This is a genomic window from Nocardiopsis salina YIM 90010 (assembly GCF_000341025.1).
Lineage (GTDB): Bacteria > Actinomycetota > Actinomycetes > Streptosporangiales > Streptosporangiaceae > Nocardiopsis > Nocardiopsis salina.
Genome location: NZ_ANBF01000032.1, coordinates 55,600 through 73,010 on the forward strand (window position 1 = coordinate 55,600; position 17,411 = coordinate 73,010).

General features: G+C 69.6%; 19 protein-coding genes. 10 read left to right on the forward strand and 9 right to left on the reverse strand.

All coding sequences use genetic code 11. The features are described 5' to 3' along the window. Both D474_RS0103350 and thiC read left to right on the forward strand, forming a co-directional pair. On the forward strand, window positions 1–843 hold the full coding sequence (locus tag D474_RS0103350) for an SOS response-associated peptidase (RefSeq protein ID WP_017612182.1): 843 nt from the start codon (window positions 1–3) through the stop codon (window positions 841–843). Between the two features lie 198 nt (window positions 844–1,041). Further along, window positions 1,042–2,703 carry a phosphomethylpyrimidine synthase ThiC gene (gene thiC, locus D474_RS0103355; RefSeq protein ID WP_017612183.1) on the forward strand — a complete coding sequence of 554 codons (1,662 nt, stop codon included), beginning with the start codon at window positions 1,042–1,044 and terminating at the stop codon, window positions 2,701–2,703. 46 nt (window positions 2,704–2,749) lie between these two features. Here the strand turns inward: thiC and D474_RS0103360 are convergent, their stop codons facing one another. Further along, a complete protein-coding gene (locus D474_RS0103360; protein WP_017612184.1) occupies window positions 2,750–3,571 on the reverse strand; it encodes a class I SAM-dependent methyltransferase in 822 nt (273 codons plus the stop codon). A gap of 359 nt (window positions 3,572–3,930) precedes the next feature. Between D474_RS0103360 and D474_RS0103365 the strand changes: the two genes are divergently transcribed. The 5 genes from D474_RS0103365 to D474_RS0103385 all read left to right on the forward strand — a co-directional run bounded on the left by D474_RS0103365 (window position 3,931) and on the right by D474_RS0103385 (window position 8,534). Continuing rightward, window positions 3,931–4,596, forward strand: a complete 666-nt coding sequence (locus D474_RS0103365) for a sigma-70 family RNA polymerase sigma factor (protein ID WP_017612185.1) — start codon at window positions 3,931–3,933, stop codon at window positions 4,594–4,596. Then, entirely contained in the window at window positions 4,596–4,904 is a 309-nt protein-coding gene (gene rsrA, locus D474_RS0103370; RefSeq protein WP_017612186.1) for a mycothiol system anti-sigma-R factor, read from the forward strand. Before D474_RS0103365 ends, rsrA begins: the two co-directional genes overlap by 1 nt. Before the next feature lie 810 nt (window positions 4,905–5,714). Next, entirely contained in the window at window positions 5,715–6,992 is a 1,278-nt protein-coding gene (locus D474_RS0103375) for an HD-GYP domain-containing protein (protein ID WP_239646994.1), read from the forward strand. After that, window positions 6,992–8,254, forward strand: a complete 1,263-nt coding sequence (locus tag D474_RS0103380) for an HD-GYP domain-containing protein (protein WP_017612188.1) — start codon at window positions 6,992–6,994, stop codon at window positions 8,252–8,254. The genes D474_RS0103375 and D474_RS0103380 overlap by 1 nt, the downstream gene beginning before the upstream one ends. A 67-nt stretch (window positions 8,255–8,321) precedes the next feature. Then, the gene (locus D474_RS0103385) at window positions 8,322–8,534 is read left to right on the forward strand and encodes a biotin/lipoyl-binding carrier protein (protein ID WP_017612189.1); all 213 of its coding nucleotides are present in this window, start codon (window positions 8,322–8,324) and stop codon (window positions 8,532–8,534) included. A 43-nt stretch (window positions 8,535–8,577) separates the two neighbouring features. Here the strand turns inward: D474_RS0103385 and D474_RS0103390 are convergent, their stop codons facing one another. Beyond that, a complete protein-coding gene (locus D474_RS0103390) occupies window positions 8,578–9,318 on the reverse strand; it encodes a GntR family transcriptional regulator (RefSeq protein ID WP_017612190.1) in 741 nt (246 codons plus the stop codon). 164 nt (window positions 9,319–9,482) lie between these two features. Between D474_RS0103390 and D474_RS0103395 the strand changes: the two genes are divergently transcribed. Beyond that, complete coding sequence (locus D474_RS0103395) at window positions 9,483–11,033, forward strand: sensor histidine kinase (RefSeq protein WP_017612191.1); 1,551 nt, start codon at window positions 9,483–9,485, stop codon at window positions 11,031–11,033. A gap of 80 nt (window positions 11,034–11,113) precedes the next feature. On the opposite strand, the gene D474_RS0103400 is transcribed toward D474_RS0103395, so the two are convergent. Continuing rightward, window positions 11,114–11,371 (reverse strand): WhiB family transcriptional regulator, encoded by a 258-nt coding sequence (locus D474_RS0103400; protein WP_017612192.1) that lies wholly within the window; start codon window positions 11,369–11,371, stop codon window positions 11,114–11,116. A gap of 303 nt (window positions 11,372–11,674) precedes the next feature. Further along, the gene (locus D474_RS0103405; RefSeq protein ID WP_017612193.1) at window positions 11,675–12,607 is read right to left on the reverse strand and encodes a diacylglycerol/lipid kinase family protein; all 933 of its coding nucleotides are present in this window, start codon (window positions 12,605–12,607) and stop codon (window positions 11,675–11,677) included. Between the two features lie 45 nt (window positions 12,608–12,652). Between D474_RS0103405 and D474_RS0103410 the strand changes: the two genes are divergently transcribed. Together D474_RS0103410 and D474_RS0103415 are read left to right on the forward strand one after the other, a co-directional pair. Continuing rightward, window positions 12,653–13,054, forward strand: a complete 402-nt coding sequence (locus D474_RS0103410; protein WP_017612194.1) for a hypothetical protein — start codon at window positions 12,653–12,655, stop codon at window positions 13,052–13,054. A 120-nt stretch (window positions 13,055–13,174) separates the two neighbouring features. Next, window positions 13,175–14,545 (forward strand): acyltransferase family protein, encoded by a 1,371-nt coding sequence (locus tag D474_RS0103415; RefSeq protein WP_017612195.1) that lies wholly within the window; start codon window positions 13,175–13,177, stop codon window positions 14,543–14,545. 39 nt (window positions 14,546–14,584) lie between these two features. On the opposite strand, the gene D474_RS0103420 is transcribed toward D474_RS0103415, so the two are convergent. From D474_RS0103420 to D474_RS27510, 5 genes are all read right to left on the reverse strand, one after another. Further along, window positions 14,585–15,343: an RNA polymerase sigma factor SigF gene (locus D474_RS0103420; protein WP_083931723.1), complete on the reverse strand. Its 759-nt coding sequence runs from the start codon at window positions 15,341–15,343 to the stop codon at window positions 14,585–14,587. 41 nt (window positions 15,344–15,384) lie between these two features. Beyond that, the gene (locus tag D474_RS0103425) at window positions 15,385–15,810 is read right to left on the reverse strand and encodes an ATP-binding protein (protein ID WP_017612197.1); all 426 of its coding nucleotides are present in this window, start codon (window positions 15,808–15,810) and stop codon (window positions 15,385–15,387) included. Between the two features lie 126 nt (window positions 15,811–15,936). Then, the gene (locus tag D474_RS0103430) at window positions 15,937–16,428 is read right to left on the reverse strand and encodes a GNAT family N-acetyltransferase (RefSeq protein WP_017612198.1); all 492 of its coding nucleotides are present in this window, start codon (window positions 16,426–16,428) and stop codon (window positions 15,937–15,939) included. Window positions 16,429–16,511: 83 nt separating this feature from the next. Continuing rightward, the gene (locus D474_RS0103435) at window positions 16,512–17,093 is read right to left on the reverse strand and encodes a class I SAM-dependent methyltransferase (RefSeq protein WP_017612199.1); all 582 of its coding nucleotides are present in this window, start codon (window positions 17,091–17,093) and stop codon (window positions 16,512–16,514) included. A 99-nt stretch (window positions 17,094–17,192) separates the two neighbouring features. Then, a complete protein-coding gene (locus D474_RS27510; protein WP_017612200.1) occupies window positions 17,193–17,399 on the reverse strand; it encodes a DUF6199 family natural product biosynthesis protein in 207 nt (68 codons plus the stop codon). Window positions 17,400–17,411 lie beyond the last annotated feature (12 nt).

Below are 17,411 nucleotides of genomic sequence, written 5' to 3' on the forward strand. Positions count from 1 at the left end.
ATGTGCGGTCGCTATGCCCAGTCCCGGAACGTCCACCAGCTCCAGCTCGCCTTCGGCCTGCCCGAACAGGGTGAGCAGACCGACCCGCGGTCCTGGCCGCCGCTGGAGGAGATCGGGGCCGACTACAACATCTCACCCGGCAGCGCCGTCCACGCCGTGCTCGGCCCGCCCCCGCAGGGCGCCCAGGACGGCGCCTCCGGGCCGCGCTCCTTGCACACCATGCGGTGGGGGCTCGTGCCGTCCTGGGCCAAGGACCGCAACATCGGCTACAAGATGATCAACGCGCGAGCCGAGACCATCGCCGAGAAGCCGGCCTTCCGAGCGGCATTCCGGCACCGGCGGTGCCTGCTGCCCGCCGACGCCTACTACGAGTGGCAGCTCATCGGCCGGGACGGCCGCGCCGAGGCCAGCACCTCGCCGGTCACCGACTCTGAGCACAAGAAGCGCAAGGCGCGCTCGGCCAAGAAGCCCTACGCGGTCCGCTACCAACAGGATCGCCCGCTCGCTCTGGCCGGGATCTTCGAGCGCTGGCGCGACCCCGAGGCGGCTGACGACGACCCCGCCGCCTGGCTGTGGACGGTGGCGGTCGTGACCACCGCGGCGGTGCCCGGGCTCGACTTCATCCACGAGCGCATGCCCGTCGTCCTGCCCGAGGAGGACTGGGCCGCCTGGCTCGACCCTGGCACCGGACCCGCAGAACTCGCGCACGTCATGGGTGACACCCCAGTGGACCGGTTCTCCGTCGACCAGGTCTCCGCCCAGGTCAACAGTGTCAAGAACAACGACCCGAGCCTGCTCGAGCCGGTGGCCCACGAGGGTGACGGAACGGAGACACTTTTCTGACCCCTGGCCCTGTGGACACGGCGGGGCGGGACGGGGTTATGGTGTCGAGGGCCACACGGCCGCGCGCATCCCAGGGGGTGCGCGCAGTAAATGTGAATACGCAGCGGGAGCTCGCACCATGGCGGGCTGAGAGGGCGGCTCAACGGTGTCGCCGACCGCGGAACCTGTTCGGGTAATTCCGACGTAGGGAGGCATGCCATGACCGCTCTCCACGACCACGGCAACGGGTCGGACCAGAGCGTGACCACCGGTCCCATCATGGGATCGACCAAGGTCCACCGAGAGATCCACACCCCCGAAGGGCACCGGCTCCGTGTGCCCGCACGGCGTGTGGAACTCGGCGACGGCAGCCACTTCGATCTGTACGACACCTCCGGCCCCTACACCGACGAGCGGGCCGACATCGACGTCCACAAGGGCCTTCCCGCCACTCGGAGCGACTGGTCCCTGCCCCCTGTCGGCGGCGCGCACACCCAGCTCGCCCACGCCAGGGCCGGCACCGTCACCCCCGAGATGCGCTTCGTGGCCGAACGCGAGGGCCTGGACCCCGAGTTCGTCCGCGAGGAGGTCGCCCTCGGGCGGGCGGTGATCCCCGTCAACCGCAACCACCCCGAGTCCGAGCCGACCGCGATCGGTAAGAACTTCCTCGTCAAGGTCAACGCCAACATCGGCAACTCCGCAGTGACCTCCTCCGTGCCCGAGGAGGTGGAGAAGATGGTGTGGGCGACCCGCTGGGGCGCGGACACCGTCATGGACCTGTCCACCGGCAAGCGCATCCACGAGACCCGCGAACGCATCCTCCGCAATTCCCCGGTTCCCATCGGGACGGTGCCCATCTATCAGGCGCTGGAGAAGGTCGACGGCGACCCCACCCGGCTGACCTGGGATCTCTACCGGGAAACCGTCATCGAGCAGGCCGAGCAGGGCGTGGACTACATGACCGTGCACGCCGGGGTCCTGCTCCGGTACGTGCCGCTCACCGCCCGCCGTGTCACCGGCATCGTCTCGCGCGGCGGTTCGATCATGGCCGCGTGGTGCCTGGCCCATCACCGCGAGAACTTCCTCTACACCCGTTTCGAGGAACTCTGCGAGATCTTCCGCGAGTACGACATCACCTTCTCCCTCGGCGACGGGCTGCGGCCCGGATCCATCGCCGACGCCAACGACGAGGCCCAGTTCGCCGAGCTGCGCACCCTCGGCGAGCTCACCCACGTGGCCCGCTCCCACGACGTGCAGGTCATGGTTGAGGGTCCCGGGCACGTCCCGATGGACAAGATCCCCGAGAACGTGCGGTTGGAGGAAGAACTGTGCGGTGAGGCGCCGTTCTACACGCTCGGCCCCCTCACCACCGACGTCGCCCCCGGCTACGACCACATCACCTCGGCCATCGGCGCCGCCCAGATCGGGTGGCACGGCACGGCGATGCTCTGTTACGTGACCCCGAAGGAGCACCTGGGCCTGCCGGACCGCGACGACGTCAAGACCGGTGTGATCACCTACAAGCTCGCCGCGCACGCCGCCGACGTGGCCAAGGGCCACCCCCGGGCGCAGGCGTGGGACGACGAGCTGTCCCGAGCGCGCTTCGAGTTCCGTTGGCGCGACCAGTTCCACCTGTCCCTGGACCCCGAGACCGCGCAGGCCTACCACGACCAGACCCTGCCGGCGGAGCCTGCCAAGACCGCGCACTTCTGCTCCATGTGCGGGCCCAAGTTCTGCTCCATGCGCATCTCGCAGGACGTGCGCCGCTACGCGGAGGAGAACGGGTTGGAGACCGCCGAGGCGATCGAGCACGGGATGGCCGCAAAGGCCGCCGAGTTCGCCGACGGCGGCAATCGCGTCCATCTGCCCCTGGCCGACTGACCCCTGCCCCCGGCCCGGCGTCCGTGCGGCGCCGGGCCGGTGTGTCTCAGGCGGGCTTGCGGGCGCTCGCGACCAGGTGCACGCCGACGTAGTCGTCGGACTCGGTCGCCCGCATCTCCATCTCGACCAGGTGCCCCATGGAACGGGGATCCCGGTCGAGCATCATCTCGACGGTCGAGGCCGAGAGCACCGTGCGGGGCTTGACCCACTCCAGCTCCAGGCCGGAGTCGGCGAGGGTCTCGGTCAGCTGTTCTGCGGTGAAGCACCGCGTGATCGAGCCGTCCGGCCACGGCACCAGCAGCACGTCCGCGCTCGGGGCGTGGCTGAGCTCGGGCCAGCGGTCCTGTTCGGCCAGCAGCGCCATCCCCAGCACCACGGAGTCGACCACCAGCAGTGCCCGACCGCCCGGGCGCAGTACCCGTGCGACCTCCGCGACCGAGGACTCGGTGGCCAGATGGCGTGAGAGCACCCGGTTGTCGGCGATGACCCCGTCGAAGGAGGAACCGGCGAACCCCCGCAGGAACGCGGAGTCGCCCACCACGTGCCGCAGCCGCCCGCGCGGGGCCGGGTGCGGCACCGGCGAGCGGCCGTTGACCAGGGTGAGCGGGCGACGCACGGCCACGTCCGTGGACGGCAGCAGCGTGACGACGTCGTGGCCCGCGGCGACGGCGCGCGGTGTGCCCTGGAAGTCGGGGCTCGAGAGGTCCAGAAGCCGGGAGGGGGAGGAAGGGAGCCAGCGGGAGATCTGGGCCTCGGCGACCGCCCAGTAGAACCGCCAGTAGTCCGAGAGCCGGTCGGAGGCGGCGAACTGCGCAGCCGGTGAACGGGGACTGTCCGAAGCCGGGGTCGAGGACGGTCGCACGTGCACTCCTCTCCCATCCTTCAAATGGTCCTACCCGCACTCTGCCATGCCTCACCTCCACCGACAGGCCCGAACGGCGAAGTTTCCACCGAGCGGGACCTTCGTCCCCCACGGGCGGCGGAATTCGGCCGGGTGCGCCGTTGTTGTGACACGACACCGCGCCCCGGGACGAGCACCCGGGGCTTGACACGAGACTCCGAGGAGGCGGCTGCCAGATGCCGACAGCTGGGTCGTGCCTGGAGCGCGAGGAGACGCGGGCGACGTCACGCGAGGCCGATGCCCCGGCCCCACCTGTGGGAACGTATCGTTGGGACGATACGGATGTCCCACCGGGGAACAGCGCGAGGAGGCCGACAGGCTTGGAAATGGGCCAGGAGCAGGAGACAGCCGAGGAGCGCGATCAGCGGTTCGAGAGGGACGTCCTTCCCTTCCTCGACCAGCTCTACTCCGCGGCGCTGCGGATGACCCGGAACCCCGCGGACGCCGAGGACCTCGTCCAGGAGACCTTTGCCAAGGCGTTCGGTTCGTTCCACCAGTTCAAGCAGGGGACGAACCTCAAGGCGTGGCTGTACCGCATCCTCACCAACACCTTCATCAACTCCTACCGCAAGAAGCAGCGTGAGCCGAAGCAGGCGGGGACCGAGGACGTCGAGGACTGGCAGCTCGCCCAGGCGGCGTCGCACTCCGCGGCCGGTCTGAAGTCCGCCGAGGCGGAGGCGCTCGAGCACCTCCCCGACAGCGACGTGAAGCGGGCTCTGCAGGAGCTGGGCGAAGACTTCCGGATCGCGGTCTACCTCGCCGACGTCGAGGGGTTCGCGTACAAGGAGGTCGCCGAGATCATGGGGACGCCGATCGGGACGGTCATGTCCCGTCTGCACCGCGGCCGGCGCCAGTTGCGCACGTTGCTGGAGGAGTACGCGGTCGACCGCGGCTTCCTTCCCGCCTCGCGTGCGACCGAGGCGGCAGGTGCGGTGACAGGGTCTGCGGAGCCGCGGGCCGAGAAGGCTGGGTCGGATCGAGGAGACCGGTGATGAGCGCTGGGCACGGCAAGGACAACGAGACCCCGTGCAGCGAGGTCCTCGACAATCTGTACACCTACATCGACGGTGAGCTGGAGGCCGGCAACTACGACGTGGTGCGAGAGCACCTCGACGGTTGCTCCCCCTGCCTGGAGGAGTACGGGCTCGAAGAGGCCGTGAAGAAGCTCGTCGCCAAGCACTGCGGATGCGACCCCGTCCCGCTCGACCTGCGGGACAAGGTCCTGACCAGGCTGGCCCAGGCACGCAACGAGCAGCTGGCCAAGGAAGCCGGCGCGGAGCCCCCGAACGCACCAGCCTGAGACGGGCACACACGACGACCGGCGGCGGCCGAATTGTTCGGCCGCCGCCTTTTATGTCTTCCGCTGCTGGGCCGGAATGATTTCTGTCCCGTTGTGGTGTACGTTGTTCCGGTTTGCGGTGTTTGTGGAAATTCAGTTATGGAACCCATCAGGTGGACCAGGTTTTGGTCGGGTGCCCCAATGCCTGGGGGTGGGCCGGGGCTCCGGTGACACGCCCGAAGCGCGGTACTCTCTCGAGTCACGGTTGGACAGGAATGTTTTTGCCGAACTTCTTCAAGGCGAATCTTGGTCGTCACTCGTAGTAGTTATTGCTGATGGGGCCTGTGTCAAATCGGCATGAAGGCGCCCAGTGGACGGGGAACTCGACCTCCAGTGGTTTGGCTGGTCGATCACTCAGAGTAGCTGTACAGAATTACGACTTGATTTAGTAATTCCATATGGCGAAAAATATGGGGCCGTTTCCCGGCGGGTCGGCGGCCGTTCGGGTCAGTGGTAATCGTTGCGCTGTGATTGGCCGTTAAACTGGCCTCCATATCCAACGAATGGGGTAATTTGCGCAGCGTGTTCGGGGGCCGCCGAAGCGCTGCGCGACAGAGGAAGGAGTTCCGGATGAACGTCGCTTCGATGCTCAGCACTGCCACCACTGTGGGGGCCGCGTCCACCTTCAACGGATGGTCCTGGTGGTAGAACAGAACCGGTGAAATCATGACGGTCCGGTCGCCAGTCGGTGGGGGGTGAACACGGGTGCGGGCTCTACCAGGGGGCGCTCGCGTCTACGTCGGGGTCGTCGTCGTGAGCGCGGCGGCCGTGGTGCTGATCGGTCCCCATGCGGGGATCGACCTGCGAACGCTGGTGTTCCTCGCGGTCCTCTTCGTGGTCGCGGAATCGATCGGGACGGCGGTGCTGTCCGACGTCCGAGCGGGGATCTCCCCGAGTGCCGCGGTCGCGCTGGCCTCGGTGGTCCTGCTCGGGCCGGTCGGGGCCGCGGTGGTCGGGCTCTCCGCCTGCCTCGTGATCCGCCGGCTGGCGGTGGTCAAACGGGCCTTCAACGGGGCGCAGTTCGCGCTCTCGGCCTACGCCGCCGGACTCGTCTACATCATGCTGGGCGGCCCGGTCGGGTCCCCCGGACCGGAGGACTTCCCGGCCGTCCTGGCTCCCTACCTGGCAGCGGTCGTCACCCACACCGTCGTCAACCTCGCGCTCATGAGCGCACTGCTGTGGACCCTCGGGGCGGTCAAGCACCTCAGCCGCGATGTGCTCGGCCGCCGCCCCCTGGCCGTCGTCGAGGTCACCTCGCTGGGATACCAGATGGTCGGCCTCGCCATCGCGGCCATCTGGTCCGGCGTCGGCATCATCGCGCCCCTGCTCGTGCTCTTCCCGCTCTTCATCGCCAGGTGGACCTTCACCCAGCAGGCCAACGAGGTCCGGGCCCACGAAGCCACCCTCGAGACCCTGTGCCAGGCGGTCGAGACCAAGGACCACTACACGCGCGGCCACTGCATGCGCGTGGCCGAGGGGTCGGCGATGATCGCCCGCGAGCTCGGCATGTCCGCCGAGCGCGTGCAGAAGATCCGCTACGCGGGGATGCTGCACGACATCGGCAAACTCGGGGTTCCCACCAAGGTCCTGCAGAAGACCGGCAAACTCGACGACGACGAGTACGCCGCCATCAAGCTCCACCCCACCCGGGGCTACGAGATCGTGCGCGAGATCGGCTTCCTCGACGAGGCCCTCGCCGGCATCCGCCACCACCACGAGCGCCTGGACGGACGCGGCTACCCGATGGGCCTGGTGGGCATGGAGATCCCCGAGTCGGCGCGGGTCATCAGCGTCGCCGACGTCTTCGACTGCCTGACCTCCACCCGCTCCTACCGCAAGGCCTGGAGCGTGGAGGACGCCATCGCCGAGCTGCGCCGCTGCGCAGGAACCCAGTTCGACCCCCGCATGGTCGAGGCCCTGGTCCGGGCGGTCGAACGTGAGGGCTGGCGCACACCCGACATCGAGGAGCCGCCCGGCGGCTGTTTCGGCCAGGTCGCCACGGCCGGAACGGGCTCCGGAGACCTCACCGGTCCGGGTGGGCGCGAGTGATGGAGCAGCGGGCGCCCGAGCACGAGGACTGGACCCGCCGTCCCCTGCGCGCCACCCTTCTGACCCTGGTCGCCGCGGGTTCGGCGGGGGCCCTGCTGTGGACCGCTCTGACCGGGGTCGAGGAACCCGCCGTAGCGCTCGTCTTCTGCCTCTTCGTCGCCGGCGGCGAATTGGCCCGCATCACTCTGCCCGGTGACCGCGAGGTCGCCCCGGTGGCAACTGCCGGGGCCATCAGTTACGCGTTCGTGGTCAGCCTGGGGCAGGGCCCGCTCGAGCACTCGGCCGCCCAGGTCGTGGCGGTCGCCGCGATCGGTGTTCTCATGGGCGAGCTCCCGCACGTGGCGGTGGGGCGCGCGCCCCGTCCCGAGGACGCCGCCCGCCGCCTGCTGACCGTCATGCTCCTGGCGTCGGCCTTCCGTCCCATGGCCGAGGAGCTCTCGCTCTCGGGGCTGTCGGTCACCGCCACCCTGCTCATGCTGGCCCTTGTCAGTGCCGCCTGGCTCGTGGACGCCTGCCTGGCCGCGCTGCTGAGGGCCGAGCGCCTGCGCACCCGTCTGTGGGTCACGGTGCGCGACGAGGTGCGTGCTCAGTCCGCGGTCGGCGGTGTCATCGGGGCCGGAGCGGTGCTCATCGCCCTGGCCTGCAGCGTCTCCGGCCTCGTGGGCCTGTTGGTGTTCTCGGCGCCTCTGCTCGTCTCGCACGTGGCCTTCCGCCGTTACGCCGAGATCCGCCGTACCTACCTGGAGACCGTGCGGGCGCTGTCCCGGGTCACCGAGGTGGGCGGTTACGTCGAGAGCGGGCACTCGCGCCGCGTCAGCCGCATCTCGCACGCGATGGCGTGCGAGATGGGGTTCTCCGAGGCCGACCTTCTCAGCCTGGAGTACGCCGCCCTCATGCACGACATCGGCCAGCTCTCCCTGAGCGAACCCATAGCCGGCGGAGCGACGGTGCTCGCCTCGCCCCTGGAACAGCGCCGCATCGCCGAGCTCGGGTCCGGCATCATCCGTCAGACCGGGGTGCTCGACACCGTCGCCGAGACCGTGCGCCGCCAGTGTGAACCGGTCAGCGGGGACGGCCGGGCCGGGGACCCCCCCGTGGCCAGCCGCATCATCAAGGTCGCCAACGCCTTCGACGATCTCGTCGGTGCGGGTGGAGGTGCGGAGCGCCGTGCCGCGGTCGTGGAGCGCCTGCGCATGGACGCCGGGACCGAGTACGACCCCGAGGTCGTCGACGCCCTCGCCCGGGTCCTCACGCGGCCGTGACCGGGGCCTCCCTCACCCGTGAGAGAGTCGGTCCGGACACCACCGAACCCGTGGGGAGGCGCACACCATGGCAGAGATCCGCGCGGAGATGGTCGCCAACATCTTCGAGCTCCAGGTCGCCGAGGGCGAGCGTGTGGAGGCCGGCGGCACGCTGCTGCTCCTGGAGTCCATGAAGATGGAGATACCGGTGCTCACCGAAGGCGCGGGGACCGTCACCCGGGTCGCCGTGGCAGAGGGGGACGTGGTGCAGGAGGGCGACCTGCTGGCCGTCGTGGAGTGAGTCCGTCCCGGCGGAGCCCGCGGGCCCCGGCCGCTCGGCCGTCTCAGTCCGTCGGGGGCCGCAGCCGGGTGACGAACTTGTACCGGTCGCCGCGGTAGAGCGAGCGCACCCACTCGACGGGGTGCCCGTCCCCGTCGAAGCTGTGCTGGCAGTGCAGGACCAGGGGCAGGCCCACGTCCACGCCCAGCAGCCGCGCCTCGTTCGGGGTGGCCAGCACCGTCTCGATGGAAGCCTCCGCCTCGGCCAGCGACACGTCGTAGGCGCTGGCCAGGGCCTCGTACAGCGACGCGTAGCGGTCCAGCTGCCGGCGCAGGCCCGGGAAGCGCCGGGCGGCCAGGTGCGCGGTCTCCACGGCCATGGGTTCGCCGTTGGCCAGCCGCAGCCGTTCGATACGCAGCACCCGGCCGCCCGATCGGATCGCCAGGAGCTCGGCCAGCTGGTCGTCGGCGTTGATGTAACTCACGTCGAGGATGCGGGTGGCGGGGTGCAGACCGTGTGCCCGCATCTCCTGCGTGTAGCTCGTCAGCTGGAGGACCTGCGCGACCTTGGGCTTGGCCACGAAGGTGCCCTTTCCCTGGACCCGCAGCAGCCGTCCCTCGACCACCATCTCGGTCAGGGCCTGGCGTACCGTCGTGCGAGAGGTGCCGAACTGGGTGGCCAGGGCGCGCTCGGGAGGTACAGGGTTGCCCGCGGGCATGGCCTCGATGAGTTCGAGCAGTTGTTTCTTGACCTGGTAGTACTTCGGCACCCTGGGGTTGCCGTCGATCGTCTGCCGGCCGGTCATCCGTCTCCTCCGCCGCGTCCCGGTCTCACGCGCACCCTCGGTCGCCGTGGCCGGCCGGTGGTGCTCCGGGCGGTGGGGGAGCCCGTTTCGGCCACCGATTGGTATGGACCACTGGTTGAGTGCGTACCCCTTGAGTATGCCTTCCTTCATGGGATGATTTGTGAGTGCCTCACCTCAGTGATCTCATCAGGCGTCACACGTCACTCAAACAAGCCGACCTGGAGTGGATCTACTCCCTGGTCTCCGACTGGCAGTTGCTGGCCGACCTCTCTTTCGCCGACCTCGTCCTGTGGGTGCGCCTGCGCGGTGACGACGGCTGGGTCGCCATCGCGCAGATGCGGCCCACTACCGGGCCCACTGCCTTCCAGGACGACCTGGTGGAGACGGTCCTGCGCGACGACATGAAGGATGTCGATCCGCGCTCGGCCCCCAGGGTCGTGGGACGCAGGGCGCTCATCGACCGCGCCTGGGAGGAGGGGCGCATCTGCCGCGACGGTGACCCCGACTGGTCCGGCGGGGTCCCGGTGCGCGAGGAGACCGTTCCGGTCCGCCGTGAGAGCCGCCTCATCGGGGTGATCCAGCGCAGCACCAATCTCAGTTCGGCCCGCACCCCCAGTCGCCTGGAGCTGACCTACCTGCAGAGCGCCGGCGACCTCGCCCAGATGATCGCTGAGGGCGCCTTCCCGTTCAGCGACCAGGGCCCGCTCATGGTGCGCTCACCCCGTGTCGGCGACGGGCTCCTGCGCCTGGACCAGAACGGCGAGGTCGTCTACGCCAGCCCCAACGCGCTCTCTGCGTACCGCCGCCTGGGCCTGACCGCCGATCTCGTGGGCGGGCGCCTGGACCGCACGACCCTGGAACTGGCAGCGCCGGGGGAGGCCCGTGACGAGAACCTCACCTACACCGCCAGCGGGCGTGCCCCGCAGGAGGCCGAGGTCGAGGCGCGCGGCGTGACCGTGCAGCTGAGGGCGATACCGCTGGTCATCGATGGTGTGCGCATCGGCGCCCTGGTGATGATCCGGGACGTCACCGAGCTGCGGCGCCGCGAACGCGAGCTCATGACCAAGGACGCCACGATCAGGGAGATCCACCACCGGGTCAAGAACAACCTGCAGACCGTCGCGGCGCTGCTGCGTCTGCAGTCCCGGCGCCTGGACGTGCCCGAGGCGCGTACGGCGCTGGACGAGGCCGTGGGGCGCGTGGGTTCGATCGCGATCGTGCACGAGATGCTCTCGCACACCCCCGACGAGGTCGTGGACTTCGACGACATCGCCGACCGGGTCATGCAGATGGCCGCTGAGGTGTCCTCGACCAAGGGGGCGGTGATCCCGCGGCGGATCGGCGGGTTCGGGCTGCTCAACGCGCTGGTGGCCACACCGTTGTCGATGGTGCTCGCGGAGCTGGTGCAGAACGCCGTGGAACACGGCCTGGGGCAGGGTCCGGGGCACATAGAGGTGCGGGTGCGGCGCTACGACGCAGGGCCCGGTTTCCCGGGTTCGAGCCGTCTGGAACTGGCGGTCTCCGACGACGGCGGCGGGCTCCCGGAGGGCTTCGATCTGGAGGGCACCAAGAGCCTGGGGCTGCAGATCGTCAGGACCCTCATCGTCGGCGAGCTCGGGGGGTCGCTGGAGATCGAACCGAAGGAGGGCGGTGGCACCGAGGTGGCGATCAGGTTGCCGCTGGAGGGAGAGGAGGAGGAGATCCCTCGCAGGTAGGGCGGCCGGTCCGGCCGTCCTTCACCCTGCGGAGGTCGGGGATGAGGGTCCCCGCTGCGCCGGGCGGGGCCTTCGGATGTTCAGTAGGTGCGGGCCATCGTGCGCCGGCCGGCACCGCGCTTGCGGAGCGCGCGGCGCTCCTCCTCGCTGGTGCCGCCCCAGACGCCGCCGTCCTGTCCGCTCTCGAGGGCCCACTGCAGGCAGGCGGAGCTGACGGGGCAGCGTCCGCAGACCGCCTTGGCCTCCTCGATTTGGATCAGGGCGGGGCCGAAGTTGCCGATGGGGAAGAAGAGTTCCGGGTCTTCGTCACGGCAGGCTGCGTCGTGGCGCCAGTCCATGCGGTCCACTCCTCACGGTGAGACGATCGGGGGTTGTGAAGGGATTCACGATCGATCGTGTGCGTGCGCGGATGTGCATCGGGAGCCCGGCGGGCCGAACCCGTCGGTGAATTCCTGCCGAGGTGTTTCGGAGGTCCACCCCACGACCGTGTGGGGGCGCCCAAGTTAACTCGCCCGTAACTCGCGGCGATATCTTGAGCGTGGCAGGGTTCAACGACCCATGCAAGAGGTCCCCGATGCCAAAGGTCCTGATCACGGTGTCGCATGCGTCACAGTGGTCCGGAATTCGTTCTCGGCGTGCAATTAGCAGATGATTCGTAACGCTTTCGGTAGCGATCGGCAGTTGACCTGTTCGCGGTCCCCCAGGTATTCGCCGTCGATCTGGAACGCACGCGGGTGCCCGGAGGTGATCGTCAGCGCCTCCTCGTCGTGCCAGGTCAGGTACCCCTCGCCTTCCGCGGGCAGGCCTTTGGGGAAGAACATCTGGGACAGAATCCACCCCGTCACGGCGGTCGAGGAGTGCGTCAACGCGAAAGCGTCCAGGCCCAACTCGAAACGGGACGCCGGGGTGGGCTGCAACGGTAGCGAACCCGCGTAGGTCCACGGGGACGTGTTGGTGACCAGCGCGAAATACACGTTGTCGCGAGATGTTCCGCCCCCCGACACGGTCAGTGACGGATCACGGATATCGCCCTGGAAGAAGAGCTTCATCGCCACTTCCGCGTACAGCGCCGGTGTGGCCCTGCGCCCGTTGCCGCGTTCGTCCTCGACCCGCTGCACGACGTCGGCATCCCAGCCGAAACCGGCACAGAACGTGAAATACCGGCCGGCCATGCCGTCGTCGACCCGGCCCAGGCCGATCTCGCGCTCACTGCCCTCCCGGAGCGCTCTCAGGATCGTCCCGGTGGCCTCGACAGGTTCTCCGGGCACCCCCAGGGAACGGATGAAGACGTTCGCGCTGCCGCCGGGCAGGACGGCGTACCGAGGGCGGGGCAGGTGGGAGGGCGCCTCGAGCAGACCGTTGACGACCTCGTTGACGGTGCCGTCACCGCCCAGACTGATCACCAGGCCGTACCCTTGCTCGGCCGCGGAGCACGCCAGCTCGCGCGCGTGGTCGCGGTGGGTGGTCACGACCGTGGTCAGGTCCAGCTCCGAACGCAGGGCACCCTCGATGACCTCATGCGACCTGGAGGTGGTGGTGGTCGCTTTCGGGTTGACGACGAAGAGGGCACGCACCCGGCCAGTGTAGGGGCACCCCGGGCACGCGGATAGGCTCGGAGGGTGTCTTCGCGTCCCTTCACCATCACCATTGCCGCTGTCCTCCAGGGTCTGATCGGACTGGGGGCCGCGCTCGGCGGTCTCTACAGCCTCTACGCGGCCGTCACCGGACAGGTCAACGACGTCATGTCCGCGGTCCCGCTGGCCGCCGCCGGCCTCGGTGTCGGCGCGCTGCTGGTGTTCGTCGCCCACGGCCTCTGGCAGCTCAACGACTGGGCACGCACCCCGGTCTTTGTCACACAGCTCTTCCTCGCGGTGATCGCCTACTACATGTTCACCGGCGAGCAGTACGGCTCCGCGGCCCTGCTCGGTGCCACCGCGGTCGCCGCCGGTGCTGCGGTCCTCTCCCCGCCCACGACCGCAGCCCTGTTCCCCGTCGAAGAAGAGCAGAAGAAGAAGCGCTGACCGCCGTCTCCGGCCGATGACGGGGACACGCGAGGACCCGCACCTCACACACTCGCAGGGCGGACGCCGGTAACCAGGGTGCATGCCCCAGACCAGCCGCCCGCGTGCCCGGGACCGCCGGTGAACGGCCCCCGACGCCTCCTCGCCGGGGTGCGTGAGGCCGCGGAACACACACCGGCCCGCCGCGACCGCTACATCGATCTCCTGCGCGCCCTGGCCATCGTGCTCGTGGCCCTCGGGCACTGGCTCATGGTCGTGGTCGAGACCGGTGACGGCATCGACGGCGCCAACGCTCTGGCCGACCTGCCCTGGGCCGAGCCCCTGACGTGGTTCTTCCAGGTCATGCCGGTCTTCTTCCTCGTCGGCGGGTACTCGCACGCGGCCTCGCTGGCCTCGCACCGGCGCAAGGGCGGCGACACGACCGGATGGCTGCTGGGGCGCACCGATCGCCTCCTGCGCCCCACGACCCTGTTCCTGTGCCTGTGGTGGGCGGCCGCCCTCGTCGCGGGTCTGCTCGGCACGGACCCGGGGATCATCGGCCTCGCGGTCTGGGCGGCCACCATCCCCCTGTGGTTCCTCACCGCGTACCTGGCCGTGGTGCTGTTGGCCCCCGGGCTGTATGCGCTCCACCGCAGGTTCGGTGCGGCGTTCCCCGTGGTTCTGGTCGCCCTCGTCGCCGTGCTGGACCTGCTGCGCCTCGGACTCGGTGTGCCTGGGGTGGGAGAGGCCAACCACCTGTTGGTCTGGGTTGCTCTGCACCAGTGCGGGTTCGTGCTCCACGACCGCCCCGGGGCCGGGCGCCCCGCACTGTGGTCCGGGCTCACCGCGCTCGGGCTCGCCCTGGTGTGCGCGCTCACGGTGTTCGGCCCATACCCCGTGAGCATGGTCGACGTGCCCGGCGCGGAGATGGGGAACGCCTCGCCCCCGAGCCTGGCGCTGCTCCTGCTCGGCCTCACCCAGATGTGTCTGGCACTGTCCCTGGCCGGGCCGGCCCGGCGCCTGCTGCGCGCCGCCGGGGCCTGGACCGCCGTGGTCGGGGTGAACGCGGTCGTGCTGACCCTGTTCCTGTGGCACATGAGCGCGGCGATCCTCGCCGGGGTCCTCCTGTACGGGACGGGGCTGATGCCGCAGCCGGCCGTGGGTTCGGCCGAGTGGCTCCTGCTCCGGGTGCCGTGGGTGCTGGGGGTGGGTGCGGTGATGGTCGTGCTGCTGGCGCTCCTGGGGCCCGTGGAAGCACGGACGGGCCCGTCGGGGGCAGGATGGCGGGCCGGGAGGTTCCAGGGCGTCGGAGCGGCGCTGAGGGCCCGCGCGGTCGTGGTCTGGTGTGCGTTCCCCGCGGCGTTCACGGGTTTCGCCTGGTGCGCTCTCGCGGGGCCCGGGATGCACGGGGTCGGGGCGCTGCCCACCGCCGGGTTCCTGTTGTATCTGGGGGCGGCGGCCGCGCTGCGCGCGGCCCGGTGGTCGGCGGCACGGGAGACCGGACGGGGATGACCCCCGGCGGCCGCCCCTGGGCGACCGCCGGATGCCGGGTCAGTCGTCCGTGGTCAGTGCCTGCCGGAGCTGGGCGAGCGTGCGTGCCAGCAACCGGGAGACGTGCATCTGCGATATGCCCAGTTCCTGGGCGATCTGGGACTGCGTCATGTTGCCGAAGAAGCGCAGCAGCAGGATGCGCTTCTCTCGCGGCGGCAGCTGTTCCAGGAGCGGCTTCAGCGACTCCCGGTACTCCACCCCCTCCAGGGACTCGTCCACGATCCCCAGCGAGTCGGCCACAGCAGGGGCGTCCTCGTCCCCGCTGTCCGGGGCGTCCAGGGACACCGTCGAGTAGGCGTTGGCGGACTCCAGGCCCTCCAGCACCTCCTCCTCCGACATGTTGAGGTGGCTCGCGAGCTCGGCGACCGTCGGCGAGCGCCCCTCCCTCTGGGAGAGGTCGCTGACGGCCTTGGTGAGCGAGAGCTTCAGTTCCTGGAGGCGACGGGGAACCCGCACCGCCCAGCCCTTGTCCCGGAAGTGACGCTTGATCTCACCGACGATCGTGGGCGTGGCGTAGGTCGAGAACTCCACGCCCCGGTCCAGATCGAAGCGGTCGATGGACTTGATCAGACCGATCGTCGCGACCTGGGTGAGGTCGTCCAGCCACTCGCCGCGGTTGCGGAACCGGCGAGCCAGGTACTCCACCAGCGGGAGGTGGAGCTCCACGAGCTCGTCACGGATCCTTCGCCGCTCCGGTGACTCCGGGTCGAGTTCACTCAGGCGCTCGAACAACTCTCTGGCGCGTGCCCGGTCGGGCACCGCGTGTTCGGTCTTGGCTGTCAGAGCGGGCCCCCTTTCGCTCACGTCGGCTCCAGCGTGCCGCGACGCTTGTACAGAACGATGTAGACGCGGTCGTCAGGGCCGACTTCGGCGTCGACGTCACCCGCGAGCGCGGACAGGACCGTCCACGCGAACGTGTCGCGGGCGGGGAGGCGTCCGTCGGCGGTCAGCACCGACACGGAGATGCGCATCCCCTCGGGGGTGAGTTCGAATTCGGTGGTCAGTTCTGTGCCGGGCAATGCCTGGGAGAGCAGCATCGCGCAGGCCTCGTCGACGCCGATCCTCAGATCCTCGATCTCGTCGAGGGTGAAGTCGAGTCGCGCGGCGAGTCCCGCCGTCGCCGTCCGCAGTACGGACAGGTAGGCGCTGTCCGCGGGCATGTTGACGGTGACAGCGTCGCGGACACCGGCCGCGTCGGCCGTGGGCACGGCGGTTTCTTCGGTCACGTCCCTCCTTCGGGGGGCGAGGTTGCCGCTTGAGAGCAATGTATCTCGTTTCACCCTGCCACTGGCGCAGGGCGGACCAGATCGTGTCCACACGGCGACGTACGAACACGAGACGAACGGTCGTCCTCACTCACCGGAGGCACCCAGGGCGTCCAGTGCGTCGCCGTCCAGCCGGCGGACCGTCCAACCGTCCATCGGCACCGAGCCGAGGGACTCGTAGAAATGGATGGCGGGTGTGTTCCAGTCCAGGACACTCCACTCCAGCCGGCGGTAACCGCGTTCCACACAGATGCGGGCGAGGTTGCGCAACAGCGCGAAGCCGTGGCCCAGCCCCCGGTGTTCGGGGCGCACGTAGAGGTCCTCCAGATGGATCCCGTGCCGGCCCGTCCACGTGGAGTAGGTGAGGAACCACAGGGCGAACCCCGCGGTGACGGGTGTGCCGTCGTCCCCGGTGTGCTGGGCCACGTGGGCGAAGACCGCCGGAGCATCCCCGAACAGCGCGCGGTGCAGGTCGCCCTCTGCGGCCACGACGGCGTCCGGTTCCTTCTCGTAGTCGGCCAACTCCTCGATCAGCCGATGGATCTCGGGGACGTCGCCGGGGCGGGCGGGGCGGATCAAACGGATCACCTTGGTCAGGGGCGGAATGTGTCGGTCCCTGCCAGGGTATGCGCAGGCCGGCGCAGCCCCGCGGCCCGAAGCGGTCAGGGCCGGTGTGCGACCACACGTTCGATCGTGCCCAGCATCAGCCGGTCGTGGTGCCCCACACGGAAACCCGCCTCCACCGCGACCTCGCGCGGCAACCGGCGGGGATTGCGGCGGCGCTGCTCGATGAGGCGGAAGGGGAGACGGGCCCGGCCGATGCGGTCGACCATGAGCAGCCGGCCCCCGGGTTCCAGGACCCGGTACATCTCGTGCATCGCCGCGGCCTGGTCCTCGACCGCGCCCAACGTGAGGGTGCACATGACGGTGTCGAAGGAGCGGTCGGGGAAGTCGAGGTCCTGCACGTCGCCGACGAGGAAACGGCTCGGCAGTGTCAGCTCGGCGGCGTGCTCGCGGGCCCGCTCGACCTTGGCCGGGTCGGTGTCGATCGCGGTCAGCCGCACCTGCGGCGGGTAGAAGGGCAGGTTGCGGCCGGAACCCACACCGACCTCCAGGGTGCGCCCGCGCGCGCCTGCGCACAGCAGTTCCCTGGTCCGGTGCAGAACCGGCCCCGGAACGCGTTCACCATGGTCCTGCCGGTCGGCGGGGTTCTCCCGGTGCCTGCGTTCCGAACGCGATGCCATGCCACTCCTGGAAAGGGGATGTCCACACCATGACTCTGGTTCCCCTGCGTCTCCTGGTCAAGGGCGGCACGGTGGGTGATCGCCGGGGTCGAGTGCGTGTCAGGCCACGGTCGAGACCATGATCAGGAGCACGACGAGCGAGAACGCAGCGCCGAGCCGCTGCGCCGTGTACCAGGCGTCGCTGGGCTCGTTCTTCTCGGGGTTCTTGTACTGCCAGGCCGACAGATGCCAGAGCAGTTGGGGGCGGATGATGATGGCGAGGCACATGAGCGACGCGAGCGCGACGAGCAGGTACAGGCCGGCCATGGTGGAGTCTCC